Source organism: Bhargavaea cecembensis, from assembly GCF_001619585.1.
GTDB classification, from domain to species: domain Bacteria; phylum Bacillota; class Bacilli; order Bacillales_A; family Planococcaceae; genus Bhargavaea; species Bhargavaea cecembensis_A.
This window is the reverse complement of sequence record NZ_LQNT01000010.1, coordinates 1-20,024: the sequence shown is the minus strand read 5'-3', so window position 1 is coordinate 20,024 and position 20,024 is coordinate 1. Positions and strand designations below refer to the sequence as shown.

General features: G+C 45.5%; 18 protein-coding genes. 7 read left to right on the top strand and 11 right to left on the bottom strand.

Annotated features, from left to right (window positions below; all coding sequences use genetic code 11):
- Nucleotides 1-9: 9 nt before the first annotated feature.
- Nucleotides 10-1,554 (bottom strand): AbgT family transporter, encoded by a 1,545-nt coding sequence (locus tag AV656_RS09570; protein ID WP_063181364.1) that lies wholly within the window; start codon nt 1,552-1,554, stop codon nt 10-12.
- A gap of 310 nt (nt 1,555-1,864) precedes the next feature.
- Between AV656_RS09570 and AV656_RS09565 the strand changes: the two genes are divergently transcribed.
- From AV656_RS09565 to AV656_RS09555, 3 genes are all read left to right on the top strand, one after another.
- Entirely contained in the window at nt 1,865-2,488 is a 624-nt protein-coding gene (locus AV656_RS09565) for a LysE family translocator (RefSeq protein ID WP_063181362.1), read from the top strand.
- Nucleotides 2,489-2,593: 105 nt separating this feature from the next.
- Entirely contained in the window at nt 2,594-3,310 is a 717-nt protein-coding gene (locus tag AV656_RS09560; protein WP_063181360.1) for a 3-ketoacyl-ACP reductase, read from the top strand.
- Between the two features lie 194 nt (nt 3,311-3,504).
- On the top strand, nt 3,505-3,882 hold the full coding sequence (locus tag AV656_RS09555; protein WP_082818696.1) for a DUF2871 family protein: 378 nt from the start codon (nt 3,505-3,507) through the stop codon (nt 3,880-3,882).
- A 60-nt stretch (nt 3,883-3,942) separates the two neighbouring features.
- Here the strand turns inward: AV656_RS09555 and AV656_RS09550 are convergent, their stop codons facing one another.
- Nucleotides 3,943-4,995: a hypothetical protein gene (locus AV656_RS09550; protein WP_063181358.1), complete on the bottom strand. Its 1,053-nt coding sequence runs from the start codon at nt 4,993-4,995 to the stop codon at nt 3,943-3,945.
- A gap of 270 nt (nt 4,996-5,265) precedes the next feature.
- Between AV656_RS09550 and hpaB the strand changes: the two genes are divergently transcribed.
- From hpaB to AV656_RS09535, 3 genes are all read left to right on the top strand, one after another.
- On the top strand, nt 5,266-6,714 hold the full coding sequence (gene hpaB, locus AV656_RS09545; protein WP_063181357.1) for a 4-hydroxyphenylacetate 3-monooxygenase, oxygenase component: 1,449 nt from the start codon (nt 5,266-5,268) through the stop codon (nt 6,712-6,714).
- 21 nt (nt 6,715-6,735) lie between these two features.
- Nucleotides 6,736-7,227, top strand: coding sequence for a hypothetical protein (locus AV656_RS09540; protein WP_063181356.1), 492 nt, complete (start codon nt 6,736-6,738; stop codon nt 7,225-7,227).
- Between the two features lie 141 nt (nt 7,228-7,368).
- Nucleotides 7,369-8,085 carry an FAD-dependent oxidoreductase gene (locus AV656_RS09535; RefSeq protein WP_063181720.1) on the top strand — a complete coding sequence of 239 codons (717 nt, stop codon included), beginning with the start codon at nt 7,369-7,371 and terminating at the stop codon, nt 8,083-8,085.
- A gap of 57 nt (nt 8,086-8,142) precedes the next feature.
- On the opposite strand, the gene AV656_RS09530 is transcribed toward AV656_RS09535, so the two are convergent.
- Together AV656_RS09530 and AV656_RS09525 are read right to left on the bottom strand one after the other, a co-directional pair.
- A complete protein-coding gene (locus AV656_RS09530) occupies nt 8,143-12,345 on the bottom strand; it encodes a tetratricopeptide repeat protein (RefSeq protein ID WP_063181355.1) in 4,203 nt (1,400 codons plus the stop codon).
- Nucleotides 12,346-12,756: 411 nt separating this feature from the next.
- Complete coding sequence (locus tag AV656_RS09525) at nt 12,757-13,227, bottom strand: peptide-methionine (S)-S-oxide reductase (RefSeq protein ID WP_063181353.1); 471 nt, start codon at nt 13,225-13,227, stop codon at nt 12,757-12,759.
- A gap of 284 nt (nt 13,228-13,511) precedes the next feature.
- Between AV656_RS09525 and AV656_RS09520 the strand changes: the two genes are divergently transcribed.
- Nucleotides 13,512-14,267: a SurA N-terminal domain-containing protein gene (locus AV656_RS09520; RefSeq protein WP_063181351.1), complete on the top strand. Its 756-nt coding sequence runs from the start codon at nt 13,512-13,514 to the stop codon at nt 14,265-14,267.
- A gap of 96 nt (nt 14,268-14,363) precedes the next feature.
- Here AV656_RS09520 and AV656_RS09515 read toward each other — a convergent pair whose 3' ends face one another.
- From AV656_RS09515 to AV656_RS16490, 7 genes are all read right to left on the bottom strand, one after another.
- Nucleotides 14,364-14,795 (bottom strand): SRPBCC family protein, encoded by a 432-nt coding sequence (locus tag AV656_RS09515; protein WP_063181349.1) that lies wholly within the window; start codon nt 14,793-14,795, stop codon nt 14,364-14,366.
- A 432-nt stretch (nt 14,796-15,227) separates the two neighbouring features.
- Nucleotides 15,228-16,886: a gamma-glutamyltransferase family protein gene (locus AV656_RS09510; RefSeq protein ID WP_082818694.1), complete on the bottom strand. Its 1,659-nt coding sequence runs from the start codon at nt 16,884-16,886 to the stop codon at nt 15,228-15,230.
- Nucleotides 16,887-16,892: 6 nt separating this feature from the next.
- Complete coding sequence (locus AV656_RS09505; RefSeq protein WP_063181347.1) at nt 16,893-17,075, bottom strand: hypothetical protein; 183 nt, start codon at nt 17,073-17,075, stop codon at nt 16,893-16,895.
- A gap of 77 nt (nt 17,076-17,152) precedes the next feature.
- Nucleotides 17,153-17,338 carry a hypothetical protein gene (locus AV656_RS09500; RefSeq protein ID WP_063181345.1) on the bottom strand — a complete coding sequence of 62 codons (186 nt, stop codon included), beginning with the start codon at nt 17,336-17,338 and terminating at the stop codon, nt 17,153-17,155.
- Nucleotides 17,339-17,353: 15 nt separating this feature from the next.
- A complete protein-coding gene (gene pgsC, locus AV656_RS09495; protein WP_063181343.1) occupies nt 17,354-17,815 on the bottom strand; it encodes a poly-gamma-glutamate biosynthesis protein PgsC in 462 nt (153 codons plus the stop codon).
- Nucleotides 17,816-17,833: 18 nt separating this feature from the next.
- A complete protein-coding gene (gene pgsB / locus AV656_RS09490; protein ID WP_063181341.1) occupies nt 17,834-19,027 on the bottom strand; it encodes a poly-gamma-glutamate synthase PgsB in 1,194 nt (397 codons plus the stop codon).
- A gap of 360 nt (nt 19,028-19,387) precedes the next feature.
- Nucleotides 19,388-20,024 (bottom strand): hypothetical protein (locus AV656_RS16490; RefSeq protein WP_197462235.1); only part of this gene is annotated, 637 nt, incomplete at its 5' end.

Here is a 20,024-nt window from a genome sequence, read left to right as displayed (position 1 = left end):
TGTTCCTCCTTAATAGGTTAAGCTTGTCCCCGGCCCGACCGGGATGCCGAGCAGGTACCATACGGTGAAGAAGATCGTCCAGCAGATCAAAATGGCGATTGAGTATGGAAGCATTAGTGAAATTACGGTCCCTACCCCATTCTGTTTCCCGTATCGCTGTGCAAACGCAACAACGAGCGGGAAGAATGGCATCAGCGGAGAAATGATGTTCGTGGATGAATCACCGACGCGATACGCCACCTGGGTGACTTCCGGAGCGATGCCCATCTGCATGAACATCGGCACGAACACCGGAGCCATGATTGCCCATTTGGCTGAGTCAGCGGCGATAAACAAGTTGATGACGGTCGTGATGAAGATGAGCGCCACAAGAAGCAGAACGCCGTCCAGTTGGATTGCCTTCAGCAGTTCAGCACCATTTACCGCGATGATGGTCCCCAGGTTTGTATAGTTAAACAACGCCACAAACTGAGCGGCAAAAAAGATCAGCACGATAAAACCGGCCATCGTTTCCAGGGACGAAGTCATCAGACCCGCAATGTCTTTATCGTTTTTAATGGTTCTGGTGACCAGGCCATATACGGTCCCGGGCACCAGGAAGATCAGCATCATCAGGAAAATGATGCTGCTCATAAACGGAGAGGAGACGATAGACCCTCCCTCTCCACGAAGTGGTGCATGTTCCGGCAGGACGAGAAGAGCGATCGCTGCAATGGTCAGCAGGACAGACAGATTGGCCCAGCGCAGCCCCTTTTTCTCGATGGCCGAAATTCCATTTTTGCGGTTTTCCTCTAACGCTCCGGCCGGTTCATATTTCCCCAGCTTCGGTTCGATCAGCTTATCGGTGATCAATGTACCGATGATGACGATGAGGAACGTGGAAGCGAACATATAAAACCAGTTATCGGTCGGATTGACCACATAACCGGCATCCAGAATCTTGGCGGCCTCTGTCGTAATCCCGCTGAGCAGGGGATCATTGGTGCCGATGAACAGGTTTGCAGAGTACCCGCCCGCAACTCCGGCAAACGCTGCAGACAGCCCTGCCAGGGGATGCCGGTTAAAGCCCAGAAACACGATGGCCCCGAGCGGAACCAGTACGACATAGCCGACGGACGCTGCCACATTGGACAACACCCCCATCAGCACGACAATCGGCGTGACAAACCGTTTTGGCGCCTTCGTCACAGTATTGGTCATTAAGGCACTGATGTACCCGCTCTTTTCCGCGACGCCGACGCCGAGCATGGCGACCAATACCGGGCCAAGCGCCACAAACGATGTGAAATTTGAGACGACATTGGAAAACATGTAGGCGATTCCCTCTGGCACAAGCAGGCTTTCTGCTTTCACCGTCAGCATCTCGGTCTGCATCGTCTCATTATTGACACCCTCAAATGTCACGCTGGTTCCAAGAACATATAAAATATGGGAAGCCACAATCACGATGAAGGTAAACAAAATAAAAATCGTGACAGGGTGAGGCAGTTTGTTCCCCTTCTCTTCAATGAAATTCAGTAATCGAATCGATTTTGATGAATCGGTCCGCTTCATAGACAGCTTCCTCCTGATTGATTTACATTAGGTTGATTAGAGATTAGCTTAGTATACATTCTGGGTACTATTCAGCAAAAAGTTTTAACTCAAGATAATCGAAGTAAAAAATATCAGATCATTCCCCCGCTTTGGGAACATATTTATTACTCAAATAGCAAAAGCCCCTCACCAATAATAGTGAGAGGCCTGCATGTAGATATTGGGTGAAAAAAAATAAACCCACTTTTGAATTGTTGTCATTCAACCTATCAACTCAAAATAACTTGATATACCGTAGAATTGATAAGAGATAAAAGGAGGAAAAACAATGGACCTGGTTTTAATGCTTTCCTTTCTCGGAGCTGCAGTCGTGCTGACCATCATGCCGGGACCGGATAACCTATTCACATTGGCACAGAGCATTGCCGGCGGGAAACTGGCAGGAATCTGGACGACGCTTGGGCTTTGCACAGGCTTGCTTGTACATATCGCGGCTGCTGTAATCGGTCTGTCCGCTCTGATCTATCAGTCCGCTTTCGCTTTTTCACTGGTGAAGTACGCAGGAGCCGCTTACTTGCTGTACCTGGCTTATCAGTCATTTAAAGCGAAAGACACCGCCCTGAACCTCGAGAGCGGAACCGCGTCGGACTACAGATCACTGTACAAAAAAGGATTGATCATGAATTTGCTGAATCCGAAAGTCTCCCTGTTTTTCCTTGCCCTGCTTCCCCAGTTCGTTACAAACACCGGCAGCAATGTCCAATTGCAGATGCTGATACTCGGCCTCGTCTTTCTCATTCAGGCATTTGTCATCTTTTCACTGATCAGCCTCTTTGCCGGCAAGATCGGCAGGCTGATCCGCAAATATCCATCTCTATCCGGAAGAATGAATCTGATTCAGGGCGGTTTGTTTACGCTCATCGGACTTCGGTTGGCATTTGGCGAGAGATGATGGGGATTCCTGTCCGATCCAGACAGGCATTTAACTAACCACACAAAAGCCCGGTATCGTACACTTTAGTTTGTTCGCATCATCACTTGGAGAGGAGCAACACATATGCAAACCATCTCAGGTAAAGTGGCACTCATCACCGGTGCGGGCCGCGGAATCGGCCGTGCAACCGCTATTGCATTCGCAAAGGAAGGCATCCATGTCGGCCTGGTCGGCCGTACCCCCGAAAACCTTCAGAATGTGGCAGAAGAACTGAAAGAATACGATGTAAAGGTCGCATTTGCCGCGGCAGACATCTCGGATCTTGAATCCGTCACAGCAGCAGTCGAATCAATCCGAGGTGAACTCGGCCCGATCGATATCCTTGTCAACAACGCCGGCATTTCGAAGTTCGGCGGATTCATGGACCTGACACCGGAAGAATGGACGAAGATCATCGACGTCAACGTGAAAGGCGTCTACTACACCACTCGTGCCGTGCTCCCTGAAATGCTGGAGCGAAACACCGGCGACATCATCAACATCTCCTCCACTGCGGGCCAGAAAGGCGCACCGGTGACGAGTGCTTATTCAGCCTCCAAAGCAGCCGTCATCGGCATGAGTGAGTCGCTCATGCTTGAAGTCCGCAAGAAAAACATCCGCGTGACGACACTGACCCCGAGCACGGTCGCCACAGACATGGCGGTCGAACTGAACCTGACCGACGGCAATCCGGAGAAAGTCATGCAGCCTGAAGACCTTGCCGAGCTAATGGTGGCCCAGCTGAAGCTGCACCCTCGAGTTGTACTGAAGCATGCCGGACTCTGGTCGACGAACCCATAATTAAGTCCCATTACTCGGACAACATCAAGCCCCTCCCAACTGAACAGGTGGGAGGGGCTATTCTTTCGGGGCTTTTTTTCACATCAAATCTTGACACTTTCCCTCTGGATACGACATATCCCTTCCTCTATGTACATAAAGTTACTAAGGACCTCATCACCGGTCCTTTGTTAAATCAAGAAAGGAGAGTGTCAGTGGGTAGAGCGCTTCTCCGAATTTCCGTCGTCTATTTCATGCTTGGGATTTCAATCGGTCTCTACATGTCATTTACCCATGTATTCAGCCTTGCAACGGTCCATGTCCACGTTAACTTATTGGGCTGGATGTCCCTTGCACTTGTGGGCATCATTTATCACCTATACCCGACCCTCGAAAAAAACGTTCTTGCGAAAAGCCACTTCTGGCTCCACAACCTGGGCCTGCCCGTCATGATGATCGCCATTGCCCTGGCCATTCAGGGCGTCCATCCGATCTTCTTCCCGATTGCCACGTTAGGCGGCCTGGCGACACTAATTGGGATCTTCTGCTTCGGGTTCAATGTTCTTATTAATACGCCGAAGCGGGAGGCCTGAATTCCATCGCCCGGACACGAAAAAAACCTCCTCGCCAGCCGAGGAGGCTTTTTATTTGGATTATTTCCCTTCCCGCTTCAGTTTGAACGGTGCATAGAAGAGGGCGAAAATCAGGAACAGCCCCAGGTAGCCGATTATTGAATAGAACTTGGAGACCAAAGTCGTGAAGCCGACAAAGCTCAAGACAAATCCGATAGCCAAAGTGATGACTGTTGCAGTCCGGGCTTTCTTAGTCTCCATCTCGAAAAACCTGGCGACAAATCCGTAGAACATGCCGAGCGCCGTGTTGAAGATCATTCCGAAGAGTACAATGGCCATCAAGACCGCAAGGATTGGTGAGATGTCCTCTACAATTTTCAACAGAGGCAGGTCATAAGACGCCACTGTTTCAATTTCAGCGAAAATCGCCAGATGGCCAAGGACAATCATGATGCCGATTGCCAGCCCTCCAAGCAGGCCGCCGATCCCTGCAACCCGCGGATTCTCTTCAGAACCCCCGGTCAACAATGCCATCCCTGCCCCGACTGCGATATTAAAGGAAACATAGTTGACAGCGGAGATGAACCAATTCGGAAACGATTTTTCAAGGCTTTCCGTAACCGGGTTGAGTTCGGAAAACGAAGCTTCCATCGTGGTCAGGCTATACACTGAAATGATGCCGATGAAAATCAGGAGAAACGGCGTAATGCTTGCGATGACACCGATTACTTTATCAACCTTCAGCATCATGGCAAGCGTCACGAGGACAGTCATCAGCAGACTGCCGACAAAAACAGGCAGGCCGAACTGCTGGTTGAGCGTAGATCCCGCTCCCGCTATCATGACGACGCCGACACCGAACAAAGTAAAGATGATGATGGCATCCACAATGACGCCAAGATAGCGCCCGCTGATCTCATAGATGGCTGATTTATGCGATTGCGCCTTCAGGCGGCTCCCGATATTCGCAAGGGACATCCCCAGATAAGCAAAAAGCGCAGTTGCAAGAACCGCTCCCAAAGTCCCCTTAAGCCCGAAGCTGGTGAAGTACTGTAAAATCTCTTGACCGGATGCAAATCCTGCACCCACGATGACGCCGACAAAAGCGCCCGCAATTTTCAAAGTCTTTAGCATGGTAAAATCCCCATTTATCTTGATGTTTTTTATGTAATATCCGTCCAGCGGATCTTTTACATTTAGTTTATCAATATATAATAACATTCAAATAGTTAAATCTCATAAACTTGTTCAGTTTTTCGCCTTCTTCGCGTTCTGTTCATTCTACACGACCGTTATAATCCTAAAGAATGGCAGCATAACATGTGAACAGGCGATCAGCAATTTCCGCTTCGCACACCCCAATTGCGTTTTACATAAGATTAATTGACTGATGGGAGTGAACATATGGGAGCCATTAGCGGAAAAGAGTACCTGAAGCGGATTAATCAGCTGAATAACGAAGTGTGGTTAGACGGGAAAAAAATCGAGGGTGCCATTTCCGAACACCCTGTCTTTAAAGGAATTCTTCAGGAAAAAGCTGCCCTTTACGATCTGCAGCTTAATCCCAAATACAAAAGTGACATGACGTTCCTGTCCCCTGAAACGGGCAATCGGATCGGGCTGTCTTACATGCAGCCAAAAAGCATTGAGGATTTAATAAAAAAGCGAAAAGCGTCTGAACTGTGGGCAAAGCAGACTTTTGGAATGATGGGCAGAAGTCCTGATTATTTGAACACCGTTTTAATGAGCTTTGCGTCTTCCGCAGGCTTTCTGGAGGGCAAAGGAAATTGTTTTCCGCAAAACCTGACTGCCTTTTATAAAAGCGCCAGGGAAAAGGACCTGTCGTTTACACACACCTTTATCAGCCCTCAGGTCAACCGTTCCCAAATCTATATCGAGAACAGCAAAGAGCCGATTGCGTTGAAGGTTGTGGATGTTAAAGATGATGGAATAGTGGTGAAAGGCGCGCGGTTGCTTGCCACACAGGGCGGATTAACCGATGAAGTGCTGGTTTTCAGCGTAGGCAGATTCTTGTTTAATGAAGACGAAGCATTCGCGTTCTCCATTCCCTCCAATACAAAGGGATTAAGATTTATTTGTCGGGACACGTTTATGGGAGGCCCTTCCCGGTTCGATCACCCCCTGAGTTCACGATACGAGGAAATCGACAGCATTGTCGTATTCGACAACGTTCTGGTTCCATGGGAACGCGTATTTTATTATAACAACGGTGAAGTAGCCGAAGAATTTATCACACAAAGTTCCTTCCATGCATTTGCCAAACATCAGGTCATTACAAGGCAGATCGCAAAAACGGAATTCATCTTGGGTGTTGCACAGTTACTGGTTGAAACGATCAAGATTAATGACTATCAGCATATCCAGGAAAAAATAACAGAAATCATGCTCGGCCTGGAAACGATGAAGGCGCTGCGGGAGAAAGCGGAAAATCATGCATCCCTGGATGATCATGGGATGTTGCGCCCCGATGTGATTCCACTGAATGCTGCTGGTGTTGTCTTCCCCAAAATGTATCCCCGATTCACAGAGATTATTCAGATCATGGGAGCCAGCGGAATGATTACATTGCCGACCGAAAATGCATTTCAATCGAGTATCAGAAAGGATCTTGACCAGTATCTTCAAGGGGCGACAAAGTCAGCTGAAGATCGGGTAAAGGTCTTCCGGCTGGCCTGGGATCTGACGATGAGTTCATTCGGAACCCGGGAAACACAATATGAACGATACTTTTTCGGTGACCCGGTACGGCTCGCCAGTCAGTTCTATAAGGAATATCCTAAAGAGCCATATGCGGATACCGTCAGTGAATTTTTGCACCTGAACAAATCATGAATAGAAGGTTTGGGGTGTTGAATGACTAACTTTTATTCGTTTCAGGGAACGGTCACGGCGATCAGTGATTTTAACCCCGGCTACAACCAGGGCTGCAGCCAATTATTTACGCTGGAAAATGAGCTGGGCTCAATTGTGAATTTCATCGTGACCCCCTCCACTTACTTTGTGGATCATGATATTGTTCGTGTCGGAGACCGTGTGACCGGATATTATAATGGAGATTTGCCGGCTATTCTGATTTACCCTCCGCAATATCAGGCCATTGTCATGGTCAGAGAGCACCCTGACCAAAACATAAAAGTGGATCACTTCGACAATCAATTGGTCAGCAGCGATGGAGAGTTAAAGCTGAATTTATCCCAGTACACTCAAATCCTATTTACAAATGGCCAACTTTTCTCAAGATACCCGGGAGGCCGGGACTTAATCGTATCGTATGGGCCCACGACCCGAAGCATCCCCGCCCAGACCACACCGTACCGGATCATCGTGTTGTGTTTGGAGTCATAACTGAACCCCCTCGGCAACTGTTACCGGTTGCCGAGGGTTTTTGGTACTTTGGTACTTGTCCCGATTGAATAATTGAGAATAGTTATCAACTGATGTATAGTAGCAGTAGCGATGCAGACCACTGATAAAGGGGAAAAAACCGTGCAAATATACTGGACCAAGATTAACCAGATCATTGATGAAACACCTGAGGTCAAAACCTATATGCTCGACCTCCCCGAAGGCTTTGTGTGGGAAGAAGGTTCCCACACCCACCTCGGGCTGAAAGGCTTCAATGCCGGTGACAAGCCGAACAAAAGCCTCGTTCGCCATATGTCCATCTCCACTTTGCCGAACGAACAGGCAATCGGGATCACAACACGGATCCGCGAACTTTGTTCCGAGTACAAAGCAATCCTGAGAAACCTTAAACCCGGCGATGAAGTCGCTTTGTTTAAAACGCATTCGAATGTCCCGCTAAGACGGGAAAACAGAAATGTTTATCTGCTGTCATCCGGTGTCGGCCTGGCCACATTCAGACCGCTTGTGCTTGAATACCTCGAGCGAGCTGACAACGTCAGCCGGATCCATTCCCTCAATATCGATTCAACAAAGGACTTCTTATTCACGGATGTCTTTGAATCCGCACCGGAGAAAAAGTTCACGGCACAGTTTGTTGACCGACGTGGAGACTACTATGAAGAAGTGAAAAAGCTTGCGGCTGACCAGGACGGGCTTTTCTATATTGTCGGCAGCGATGAGTTCCTTTCACAAAACATTGACGTCTTGCGGGCACAGGGCATCCAGCCGGAACAAATCATGCTGGATAAGCGGGAAAAAGGCCGGGCAGCGTTTTTCCCGGATGAATTGCCGGTTTAATTGACCCACGGAAAAAGGCCTCTCACCATTCAGCGAATGGTTGAGAGGCCTTTTACTTCACCCTTCCCTTACGAGAGGAAAATGCCCGGCTTGCTTCAATGGTTCAAGATCTTCGTCGTCATCCGACAACTCCAGAAACATTTCTTCTTCGTCCAGTTCAAAAACTCTTTCCAGTTGCCGGGATGATTCTTCGTAACGTCCGAGCAATGACAGATAGCACGCCCGATTGTATTGGAAGAACAGATCATCCGGATGAAGGGTGGTGGCATGCTCGATGCAGTGTAGCGCTTCATGCGTCCTGTCCTGCATCCGGTAAATGATTCCAAGCTCATTCCAGGCATCGGGATCTTCGGGTGCCTGCTCGATCGCTTTCTTCATCGCCTGCTCTGCTTTTGGATATTGCTCCATTTCCGCATAGATTTTACCCAGGAAGAAGTGTGCATTCTCGGTCTCCGGATCCAACTTTAAGCATGCCAGGTAGGTGTCTTCAGCTTTCGGATAGTCCCCCTGCAGAAACAGGGAGAACCCAAGCTGGAATAAATAGTCCGGTTCCTGATGCCGGCTTTGCAGCTGATCCAATAGAGACTGCGCCTTCACCAGATGCCGCTCCCGTTTCTTCTCACTGAATGTCTCCTGCTCATGGATATAGAGCAATACCAGCTTATAGGCAAGGTCATCATCCCAGTGATGAGACAGTGAGGTTTCCAGGGTTTTGATTGCGTCCCCGACAAGGAAGGTTGCCATGTAAAAGTCCGCGAACCAGACTGCGGCCTGGACATTCTCCCTGTTCTTTTGAATCGCAGTTTCATAGAGGTCGATCAGGACGCCCAGCTGCAGGGTGGTTTGCGCAGCCCCGATCCACTTTTTGAAGACCCCTAGTTTCTCGGTCTGCTCAGCCATCAAAGGAACGACCACTTTTTCCAGAGCAGCGGCGCTGTACATCAATGCCGTGCTTATTTCCTGTGCTGGGAGCTTCAGTGTCCCAAGCTGGGTTTTCAGCTTGCCCAATGATTTCCCGTGGAAGAATTCAATAAGTGTTTCGTAGAATTCCTGTTCGTCAACATGACTTTCTATCAGTTGCAGCAGAAGCTTCCGGGCCTGCTTTTGCTCTCCTTTTCTGAACAGGAACTTGGCCTGCTGATGAAGCAGGTGGGGCATTTCCGGTGAAGCTTCCAATGCTTTGGCCAGATACTCTTCCTCCCGGTCCAATTGGCCAAGCTTCCCGTAAATGGTCGCCATGCTATCGTACAGGAAAGCTTCATCAAACTTTTCCTTATCCAGACCTTGGATATCGCTTAAAAACTTCCGAAGCTGTTGCTGATCCATCAGGTCGGCAGCCTTTTCCACCGGGATGGCATACGGATTGACCTTAAATGCTTCCAATAAATAATGAAGCTCTTCATGCCGGTTCTCCGTTTTGTTTGCAACAGAAGCAAGGTCCAGGAAAGCCTGCTCATTGGAAGGATCCAGCTTCAGAACCCGTTTATAGTAGAGGACAGCCTGTTCATTGTCTTCCATCTTGAAATGGATATCTCCCAGCTTGGACAATGTCAGAATCTCTTCTTTAAGTTCCAGTGCCTGTTCCAAATACTTTTTTGCCTTTCCGTAATTACCGCTGTCTCCATAAAGGGCGCCCGCATGGAAGAGGAACAAGCGATCATCCTCTTTACCGCTGCGCTCATCTTCAAGAAACCTGATGCCTCTCCTGTATGAAAGGGAATCCCGGATCATTCCGGTATAGAGCTCGAGCGCTTCATGGAGGCTTATTCCGACCATCCTGATGCCTTCTTCCATGAAGCCAAGCCCCTGCTCCATGTATGTCCCCGGATCCTCCGACTGGCCCGCAGCTTCACAGATCAATTTCCCTCCGTTAATCAGGAATTCATGACTTCCACCAAACCGCTCCTTCAGTCCGTTCATGGTCCTAAGGAATTCATCAAGATTTCCTTCTTCTTTGATCAGGGTCGCCAGGCTCACCCAGGCCTCCGGGTTCTCAGGCTCCTTCTCCGTCGCTTTTGTGTAATACGACCGGGCCATTTCAATGTTCTTTGAACGTTCTCCATGTTCACCCATCTCTACAAGCAGCAGATAAGCATTTTCTGTGGCTTCCAGACCTTTTCTAAGCATCGCTTCAGCCGCTTCGGCATCTTCATGAACCAGTTCATAAATGAGAGCGAGGTCCCGATAAGGCTGAGGGTTGGCCGGGTCCAGGGAAATGGCGACTGAAAAGCCCCTGACCGCTTGATGATACTTTTCAAGCTCCAGATCGCAGCAGGCTCTTTCAAACCAGATATGGGAGCTGTTCTTTTTGATGCGGAGGGCTTTAGTAAAGCAATCTCTGGCTTCCTCATACCGCCCCGCACTAAACAGGATCATGCCGTGATTGACAAGCGCAAAGTCATCGGTGCCATTGATCTCAAGTGCAATTTCAGATAGCCGCAGACCTTCAGATAAATCCCCGGCATGGGTAACGGAAATCGCCTGATATGACCACAGGCTCGAATCATTCGGTTCCAACTCGGCCGCCCTTCGGAACTCTCCCGCAGCCTGCTGAAACTCCCCTTTGTCCGCGCTAAGCCTTCCCAACAGATACCAATAGGTTGAAATCCGGGAGCCTCCGGTCATGCCCTCAAGCACTTTTCTCGCCATATCCCCCTCATTCGCCTGGACATAAGCCAATGCAGTTATCAGATCCCGGTAGACAGAATCCGAAAGCGTCTGATTCAGTACCTGAATCATGCCTTCCAGCATGTTTTTATCAATCATGCGGGAAAGATATTTTGCGCTATAGATCGCCACAATCGGATGTTCCATATGAACCCTGAGGAATTCAGTATCTTCCAAGCTCAGCGGCTGGTCACAGTTTTCTGTCAGAAGCAGCATCCTGCCGGCAATCTCATGCTCACGTTCATCCAGAAATTTGAGTTTGGCCTTTTCACTGATCGGCAGAACCGCCAACGACAGAGCATGGTTATTTCCGAATTCCTTGTCCAGCTCCTCATAATCCACGGTATGCACCTCGCGGAAATTCGGGTCCTGCACGGTGAACACTTCAAGATGATCATCGTATCCGGTAAGTACCTGGACGTGTGATTCGATCGGATAGTCAATCGTAATGAGAACACCTGCCCCAAGATCGATCAGCTTTTTATAACGTTCTTCATTTCCGTGGAAAAGGACGCTGTGGTATCCCGTCTCTCTGAAGAAGCTGATCACTTTGGACACCTGGGAACCGTTATTCTCAAATATCGCTTCTGCTATTGCCTCCTGGGTGATTTCGGCTGAAAACATGCTGAGGAGCATTTCAGCACTGGCCGGCAGACAGTAGTTATAATTCTGGACAACTTGCCTGTAGGACAGTTGTTTCGCAGTGTGTGCTTTACTGCTGCTGAACCTTTTAAAAAGTGTGTCCTGCCGGAGATCAGGATGAACTGAGAGAAACTGCTCGAGTTCCCCCCATTTTTGCTCTTTATATAAGCTGGTTGCTTCGTAAAACCCGAACAGCTTGCGGTAGTCATGAAATGGGGAGATCCTATTGAGCACGGAAATGGTTTCCCGCATTTGTGGCCAATTTTTTTGTGCGTATAGAATCCTTATTTTTTCCGCCAGCAGCTTTGGACAGAACGGATACTCGTTCAGGCCTTCGTTAACGGCCAGTTCCGCTTTCCCGTAATCTCCACGCAAGCTGTAATGCTGCGCCAGAAGGGCATAAGCAATCTCTCCGTTTTTCTCGTCCTGTTTTCCGTCTTCCAGAAGCTGAGTCGCTTCCGTCCATTCACCCCGATAGAGATAATAATAAGACTCCCGGATCGCCATTGATTCCGTTGTCAATCCGGCGCATTTTTCCAAGTACAGACGGCCCTCGTTGAATCGCCGCATCCGGATCAGCAGGTCTGCCAGGTTGAAATACAGTTTTTCTGCTGTTTTGGCAGGCAGATCACTCTTCTCCAGGTTCTTTAGAAGCTCTTCCGCTTCGATCAGCTTATTTTCATCGATCAACTCCTGGCAATACCAGATCAGTGTGTTCGGCGTCTTCAGCTTCCTGTGACTGTATCGGGCAACGATTCTGCCCCAGCGGCTCATCAATGCGGCGTCCATGATGGTCAGAATCTCCTGGATCGTTTCCTCGGGCTGATCCAGGAACTCCCGGATTGCAGAAAGCTTGACCGGCTCCGGCTTTTGGAAGGCTTCGGTAAAGAGCTTTAAGGCATCCTGATATTGATGCGTATCAAGCAACTCGGTGATCTGTTTTGTGTTCATCCTTGTCTCCTCGGTATAAATAATGTTTTTAATAGTGATAAACGCTTGGCCAAGCTGCAGGGCAAGTATTGCCTGACGTTGCATCATACTCCCTTATCGAGTCACATATAACGCCGACTGTGAAAGCATCAGCGATCATTTAGAAGTGTACGGAGGAAAAATCCTTATACTGGTTTCATGACCAATTTGATTTACCTCTTAGTAAAAAATATATAATGAACTAACGAATTTTACCATCGTTTTTTTGTTGATTGTTCCAGAGAAAAAAACACCTGAACCCATTTAAAATTGGTACGGACCAGAATACAGAAAGACTCCAGAGGACAAAAACCTCCTCATGTCTTGCTGAAAATATCCATGCAAAAAGGCCTCTCACCATTCAGCGAATGGTTGAGGGGCCTTGTGCGCCCATCACTTATATTTACTTAATAGTTCTTCCGGGATATGACAATAATCGTTCGGGTATCTGGCTAACCGGTCTTGGTGTTCTTCTGCACTTCTCACATAGTTTGAAAGAGGCAATACTTCAACAACAATCTGTTCATCATCACTTCTCGCACGAAGAAATGCCTTCGCTTCTTTTAAGTGTTCTTCCTTTTCACTATAGACTCCGGTTCTGTATTTCTCCCCGACATCCTGTCCTTGTTGATTCAAACTGTACGGATCAATGATTTCAAAGAAATACCCCATCAATTCCCTGATGGTGACCACTGCCGGATCAAATCCGGTTTTGACACATTCGGCATAACCATCATAGTCGCCATCAAGTGTGTCAGATGTTCCATTGGCCCTTCCCGCTTCTGTAAACTGAACCCCGGGTAAGGTCTTTATAAAAGCTTGAACTCCCCATAAACATCCCCCTGCAAAATATACGATTTCCATCTCGTTCTCCCCCTTATGCAGGAACTGACCTAAAACCCCAGACTGGGGCATATCACATAAGCCCGATTATAACAGAACGGACAAATGAAAAAGGCTTCCCGGTAGTCATTAAAACCAGTGAGAAGCCCCTAAGTTGGTTAGTAACGAGTCGTTATTACAATTATTTAAACGGATTTCAGTCCTTTTACAATCCGATTAAGAATGGCCCATAACGCTTTATTTCTATTATAGATGCTTTATAATGCCAGGATAGACTTCTTGTCTGAGGAAGGAGATCGTTATTCATGAAAAAAATGATGACTCTATTCATGAACGGTTTTTTGGCAGTTGTTTTGGCGGCATGCGGAGGAAATGAAGAAAGCGATGGAGCCAACAATGAGGATAAAGCCATGACAGCGGAAGCCGATCAGCAGAAGCAAATGGAAGACATGCAAAAGAAGTTAGAAGAACAGCAAATCGATGAAGAGAAAACCGTTGCCATAGTGAATGATGAAGAAATTATGGGCAGCCAATACAATAACGCTTTAGCCTCTTCACAGGGACAAATGCAGCAAATGGGACAAGACCCTACTTCTAAAGAAGCTGCAGAGCAAATAAAAACCCAGACCATTGACAGCCTCGTCGGACAGACGCTTCTTCTGCAAGAGGCGGATCAAAAAGGCTATCAGGCTTCAGAGTCAGACATCAATGAGAAACTGGATGAAGTAAAAGGACAATTTAAAACTGAAGAAGAATTCGAAGCAGCTCTTAAAGAATCCGGCATGGATATGAAATCACTTAAAGCTCAAGTAGCCCAGGACATTCAACTTCAACAGTACGTTGAGAAAGAAGTTCCTGCAGGTGAAGTCAGCGATGAAGAAATTCAAACAACCTACGACCAATATGCGGAACAAGGCAAGGCTGCGAATCAAGAAGTACCAAAACTAGAAGAAATGAAACCACAAATCGAACAATCTCTTCAACAGCAAAAACAGCAGGAACAACTCGTTCAGCAAGTTGAAAAGTTGAAGGAAAATGCGGAGATCGACATCAAGATTTAAGGAACACGCCAAAAGAGGCTAACCAGTTTTCCCTGGTTAGTCTCTTTTGGCCTTTTTATAATGATGAACGGTAATTTGGCTGATCTCAATTGAAGTTTAATGGATCAGTGAAGCCCTCAAATGAACACCATACTCCAAATACCCTTTCAGACAAGTTAACATGTAGACCCAACCCTCTTTGTTATCCAACATTACGCTTATGATATTTTCATCATTTTCATTAAAACCTTCTTCAGTGATTTCAATGATGCTTTCAGAATGACCCAGTTCATTCAGGATGATCGTAACCTTATTTCCTTCTTCATTCGTGCCCCAGTGAAACACGATTTTTTCGTTTAAATCAATTTCCTTTATTTTTATATCACCCTGTGCTTCATATTCATCATATCTGAGTGTAATGACCTTACCTTCTTCCCATCGTTCAGAACTGGAAGAGAACCAAAAACCCCCTATTTTTGAAGGGTCAACGAAGGCTTCGAACACGTCACCGACCGGCTTTTCGATTTTCATTCTTGTAATGTTGTGCATAAATTCCTCCTTAAAATATCTTCGCAAGTATTTCTCAATATTCTATACAAGGTATATCTGCAAGTTCCTATTAATTTTAAATCGAAATTAAGGTTCTCAATCCGATACTTCATTTCGGTATTCCCTTTTTATAAAACTTGTTTTATAAAACTTGAGAGGGAACCTTAGATAACTTCTATAAAAAATATGATAATCCTTCCTGACCGACTGATGTGGACACAGTAGTAATGAAGAGATGGGGCATGTAACTAAAGGATGGAAAAAGGCCTCCCACCAATTCAGTGAAAGACCTAAAAACCTCCTCAGCTTATGCTGAGAAGGTCGTTACCCAGGTCAGGCAGGCATCTGCCTGCTACCGGGAGCTGCCGCTTCCGTTGTAAGGAAGGCAGAGGGCTGCTGAGGATGCAGCATTCAGAGAGGCCTTTTAATGGATCATTTTGACATCCAAGTGCCGTCTCTATTATTATCACTGAACCCATGAATTTCACCGGATTCGTCATTAATAACCAATCCCTGTACACTCCCAAAGTAAGTGGTGTTACCAATATTTTGAACTTCAATCCCAAGGTCTTCAGGATTCTTTAAGAGCACATAATCCGGCTCAACTTGTAAGATATCCTCGTTAAACTCCAAAAATGCTCGTGGGTTGTTTACTGATTCTTGAATGGGTTCATTAAACTTAATCATTTTTACTAACTGTTGAGCAACCATGGATGTAATTTTTCTTCCTCCAGCACTTCCAATCCCTATGGCAGGAGACCCGTTTTTGGTTAATATCGTCGGTGTTGTATAACTAAATGGGCGTTTGCCGGGTTCAGGTCTGTTTGGTGAATCTTCTCGATTACTAAAGTTTTTTAATTGATCATTTAAGAAAAAGCCATTCACATATTCCCCTGATCCAAAGGAACTGCTTAGCGTATTCGTTACGGATACCATCATCCCATTTTTGTCTACTACCACAAAGTGTGTGGTGTCTCCATGATCTTCAATATCAGCATCTGACTCCAAATCATGGCGATATTCTTCCGATAACTCAAGGCCATTGACTTCGGATACGAGATGATTAATATGATCGTCTGATAGCATTTCATCTGTTGGGACATCGGTATAGTCAGGGTCCCCGACATTTTCTAAACGATCACTGTAACTGATTCTATTAATCAACCCCATCATTAACGAAAAGTCCAAAGGATGATCTTTGGTATCTTCAATTTGTAACGACTCCGCCATTTCTAAAACTTGAATTAACATGATCCCTCCAGAAGGCGGAGGTGGCGCTAAAACTTCATAGTCACCAAATTCACCTTGTAAGGGCTCTTTGACTTCCACCTCATAGGATTCTAAATCATTCTCTTTTATATCCTCTTCCTCATCGTTAATTGCACTTGCAATGTCTCCTTGATAAAAAGCACTTGGCCCATTTTCTTTGATATCTTCCAACGTTTCCGCTAGTTGTTTTTGTACCAATACTTCTCCCGCCTCAATAGGTTCTCCATCAGGGAAGTAATGGTTCAAATCGGGCAGGTGCTCTGATTCTTCCAATGCATGATGCAGTGTTTCAGAAACCGTCACACCATTTGCAGCAAAATGGATAGCCGGATCCATGAGCTGTTCCATATTCTTTGTTCCAAAATCATCATGAACCTTGTACATACCTTTAACAAACCCCGGTATCCCTATATCACTTGAAGGCAATGTACCTTCCGGGGCGGTTTCCCGGTAATCATAAACAACTGGGTCTTCGCCGTTATTTGGATGAATTAGCATCGTTCCGCCTCCACCAATTCCCGATCCATACGGCTCCGCAACACCCAAAACAAAACTCACTGCTATGGCAGCGTCAACAGCATTACCTCCTTGTTCGATTATTCTCATACCTACTTCCGTTGCAACAGAACTATCAGATGATACGCCATAGGAGCCCTTTTCCTCTTCCTGCGTTGTATCATTAAGGATCAAGTCATTATTGTCTGTTAATTGTGGGCCACCACTGCCACTGACATTTAGTATGATGAAAAGTAGCAGAAGCAAACCCAAACCGATAAAAATGTAATACCTACTTTTGTATAAGAAACCTTTCTTGTTAAGCATATCCAATCACATCAAAGCAGCTAAAAAGAGGACGGCAGTAATGATTAGCCCTGTTATGGAATCCGTACTTGTCCTTTTCTTTTGTATTTTGACTGTTTTTAACACCCATTGTTTAAAGGTTAGTCTCTGTTCAGTTGTTTGCTGTGTTTGTTTTGTTTTTTTTACCTTTTCTTCAATAATAGATTGCATTCATAATTCCTCCTCAAATATAGTTAGATGCGGTCCTGAAGGTTAGTCTACTAAGCAATCAGCTACTTTTTGTTCGATCACATTAAAGTAATTAAAAAGAGGACGGCAGTGATGATTAATCCCGTTATGGAATCCCTGCTTGTCCTTTTCTTTTGTATTTTGACTGCTTTTAACACCCATTGTTTAAAGGTCAATGTCGGTTGTGTTTGTTTGGCTTGCTTTGTTCTTTTTACCTTTTCATCAATTCTCACAGTAGATTCCATTTTTATCATTCCTCCTTAAATTAAGTTCGATGCAACAACGATCCCCAAGGTTAGTCCGCTAAGTAATAATGTACTTCCGACTGTTGGCAGGACCCCTTGTTTCTCAATCGTATTTGCAATCAAGCCAGGAACGATAATCCCTATAGCAATCAATCCACTAACTGACGCCGGAATAAATTGGGGAAATGCAAAGTCAAAAATTGCTTTCATAATGATTCCGGTGGTGATCATAGCTGTAAATTTTCTTCTTCCATATAAGATTGTAAATTTCCCAATCACCTTCATGACGACTAAAAATGTCAAAAAGCTGATCATAAACGTAGCAACAATACTCACTGGAGAGATTACCATCAAGGCAATATAACCGGGTACGACTAACCCCGCTGGAATGGCTCCTGTCCGTTCTGTGTAAAACAAGCTGAGAATAACTCCTGCAGTTATTGCTAAATAAATATCTCCCGTATCAAATGTAAACATTTTTTACTTCCTCTCCCTTTAAGCAATTTCTTTTGTTATTTTCATTTGCTCAAGCTGAGCTACCAGCTTATCTGCTCCGCCATGGATATTTCCGACTCCATAAATACTTTTACCGGATAAGTAGGGTTGGAGTGCTCGCACAACTTCATCGGTACTGGCATTTTCCAGATTTAAAAGGTTTTTGACGGGGAATTCCCCTCTCTTATACGCATCTGCTATAAGCCCCGTGCTGTCTCCCATTGCAACCAGTGTTTCTGCTTGTATATTTGGCAAAACTTGCTGAACAAATTGTTCCGTACGATCCACCCGATCCGATCGAGTATTCATAATCACAACTGGATCGTCTGTAGGATAACTCAGTTGTTCCACACGCTCCCATATATTGAGTGTGGAAGTGGGGTCGTTAGCAGCAAACCCATTCACTAAATAACTAGGATTATCTACATCACCAATGGGAAGTATCTCCATGGCACCTGGATCCGGCCAAGCTTTCAACATTCCTTTACGTGCCGTTTCATGATCGATACCGAGAACATCGGCAACTGCTAGTGCTAATGCTGCATTTTCCGGGAATACCATATACTCGAATTTTTTAAGGAATTCTTCAGAAACTACAGACGTGTCACATACATGGACCTTTGTATTCCGTTTCTTAGCCATTTGCTTAAAGTGAGGAACATAGGGACTATCATTAATAATCAGGTCGCCGTTATAGGGTATTGCTTCAGAAAATGAATCTGCCACCTCTTCTAATGTCGGCCCTAAAACATCCATATGATCTTCTAAAACATTAACGATTAAAGCGATATTTGCTTGTAACAGTTTTTCTTGGAAAACTATTTGATAATCTGGCTTTACGGCCATACACTCGCTCACGAGAGCATCAGCGTTTAACTCAGCAGCTTTGGCTAAGACCTTTCTTTGTTCACCTATATTCGGACCTTCCAGTCTTCTCTTAATAGGATCTTCTTTGGAATCAAACCAGTAGAGCATTCTCGCATCGGTTCCTGTCGTTTTTCCAACTGTATGATATCCCGCTTCTTGCAAAACGCCAGTTATCAATCTGGTAACGGTTGATTTACCTCTAATCCCATTTACATTTACCCGTACTGGGATACTTGCGACGTTTTTATCGTTTATTTTCTTATCCCTAACCCCCAAAAACAGGGCTAAAGAAGCTAATAACAGAATGAGTAAAAATTCGACTACCATTTTTGCACCTCCACAGTAAATTGACTATATTTTCGTCTATCCTCCTTTTCCAAAAATAAATTGTCACATATTAGCAATCGCTCTACCATGTGCTACTATATCAAACGATTATTAATTTCATATAACGTCAATATAAACTTGTATTACTATTCAATTACATGGTTAATTGTCTTAATTTTTGTTTTATATGCTGTCCTGGCGCCTTAATAATCCGCAGTCCAAAATTTAAAGATTTCTTAATATAATTAAAAAACCCATGACGATTAATACCTCAAACAAAAAGGTATGATCGCCATGGGGTATTCAAGTTCTACTTCTTCCACTATCTAGATCTTTTATAAAGGAATGTTTCGTTTTGTTTTATTGAGCAGGTTCTTCAATAATGGTATAGGTAGCCTGGGTTCCATCTTCTGCTGTGACAACAAGTTGGTCATCAGTTGCTAATTTGTTTCCAGCGCCTTTCACCTTGCCATTTTTACCGGTTACTTCATAGGTTTGTTTTGAACCATCTGTTGCTGCAAGGGCTCTTAACATTTCTTTTACCTTTGTAGCGTTTGCTACGGTTATGGAGCCTTTTTCTTCATCTGTTGGCTCTTCAATCGTTTTTACAATTTCCAAATGTTCCGGTGCTTTGTTAGGAGCGTGAACTTCTACTTCGCTGCTCTCATCTGCAATAATCATATAAGTAGCCTGGGTTCCATCTTCTGCTGTGACAACAAGTTGGTCATCTGTTGCTAATTTATTGCCCGCGCCTTTCACCTTACCATTTTCTCGAATTACTTCATAAGTTTGTTTAGAACCATCTGTTGCTGCAAGAGCTCTCAGCATTTCTATTACCTTTGTAGCATGAGCTACGGTTATGGAGCCTTTTTCTTCATCCGTTGGTTCTTCAATCGTTTTTACAATTTCCAAATGTTCCGGTGCTTTGTTAGGAGCATGAACTTCTACTACGCTACTTTCTTTTACAGTAATTGTATAAGTAGCCTGGGTTCCATCT

What these genes read in the sequence shown, in the direction of transcription:
- pgsB (WP_063181341.1), bottom strand. Translation starts at nt 19,027, where the DNA reads ATGGTAGTCGAATTTTTACTCATTCTGTTATTAGCTTCTTTAGCCCTG.
- pgsC (WP_063181343.1), bottom strand. Translation starts at nt 17,815, where the DNA reads ATGTTTACATTTGATACGGGAGATATTTATTTAGCAATAACTGCAGGA.
- AV656_RS09525 (WP_063181353.1), bottom strand. Translation starts at nt 13,227, where the DNA reads ATGGAAATCGTATATTTTGCAGGGGGATGTTTATGGGGAGTTCAAGCT.
- AV656_RS09570 (WP_063181364.1), bottom strand. Translation starts at nt 1,554, where the DNA reads ATGAAGCGGACCGATTCATCAAAATCGATTCGATTACTGAATTTCATT.
- AV656_RS09530 (WP_063181355.1), bottom strand. Translation starts at nt 12,345, where the DNA reads ATGAACACAAAACAGATCACCGAGTTGCTTGATACGCATCAATATCAG.
- AV656_RS09515 (WP_063181349.1), bottom strand. Translation starts at nt 14,795, where the DNA reads ATGCACAACATTACAAGAATGAAAATCGAAAAGCCGGTCGGTGACGTG.
- AV656_RS09505 (WP_063181347.1), bottom strand. Translation starts at nt 17,075, where the DNA reads ATGCAATCTATTATTGAAGAAAAGGTAAAAAAAACAAAACAAACACAG.
- AV656_RS09565 (WP_063181362.1), top strand. Translation starts at nt 1,865, where the DNA reads ATGGACCTGGTTTTAATGCTTTCCTTTCTCGGAGCTGCAGTCGTGCTG.
- AV656_RS09500 (WP_063181345.1), bottom strand. Translation starts at nt 17,338, where the DNA reads ATGGAATCTACTGTGAGAATTGATGAAAAGGTAAAAAGAACAAAGCAA.
- AV656_RS09510 (WP_082818694.1), bottom strand. Translation starts at nt 16,886, where the DNA reads ATGCTTAACAAGAAAGGTTTCTTATACAAAAGTAGGTATTACATTTTT.
- AV656_RS09540 (WP_063181356.1), top strand. Translation starts at nt 6,736, where the DNA reads ATGACTAACTTTTATTCGTTTCAGGGAACGGTCACGGCGATCAGTGAT.
- AV656_RS09520 (WP_063181351.1), top strand. Translation starts at nt 13,512, where the DNA reads ATGAAAAAAATGATGACTCTATTCATGAACGGTTTTTTGGCAGTTGTT.
- hpaB (WP_063181357.1), top strand. Translation starts at nt 5,266, where the DNA reads ATGGGAGCCATTAGCGGAAAAGAGTACCTGAAGCGGATTAATCAGCTG.
- AV656_RS09560 (WP_063181360.1), top strand. Translation starts at nt 2,594, where the DNA reads ATGCAAACCATCTCAGGTAAAGTGGCACTCATCACCGGTGCGGGCCGC.
- AV656_RS09550 (WP_063181358.1), bottom strand. Translation starts at nt 4,995, where the DNA reads ATGCTAAAGACTTTGAAAATTGCGGGCGCTTTTGTCGGCGTCATCGTG.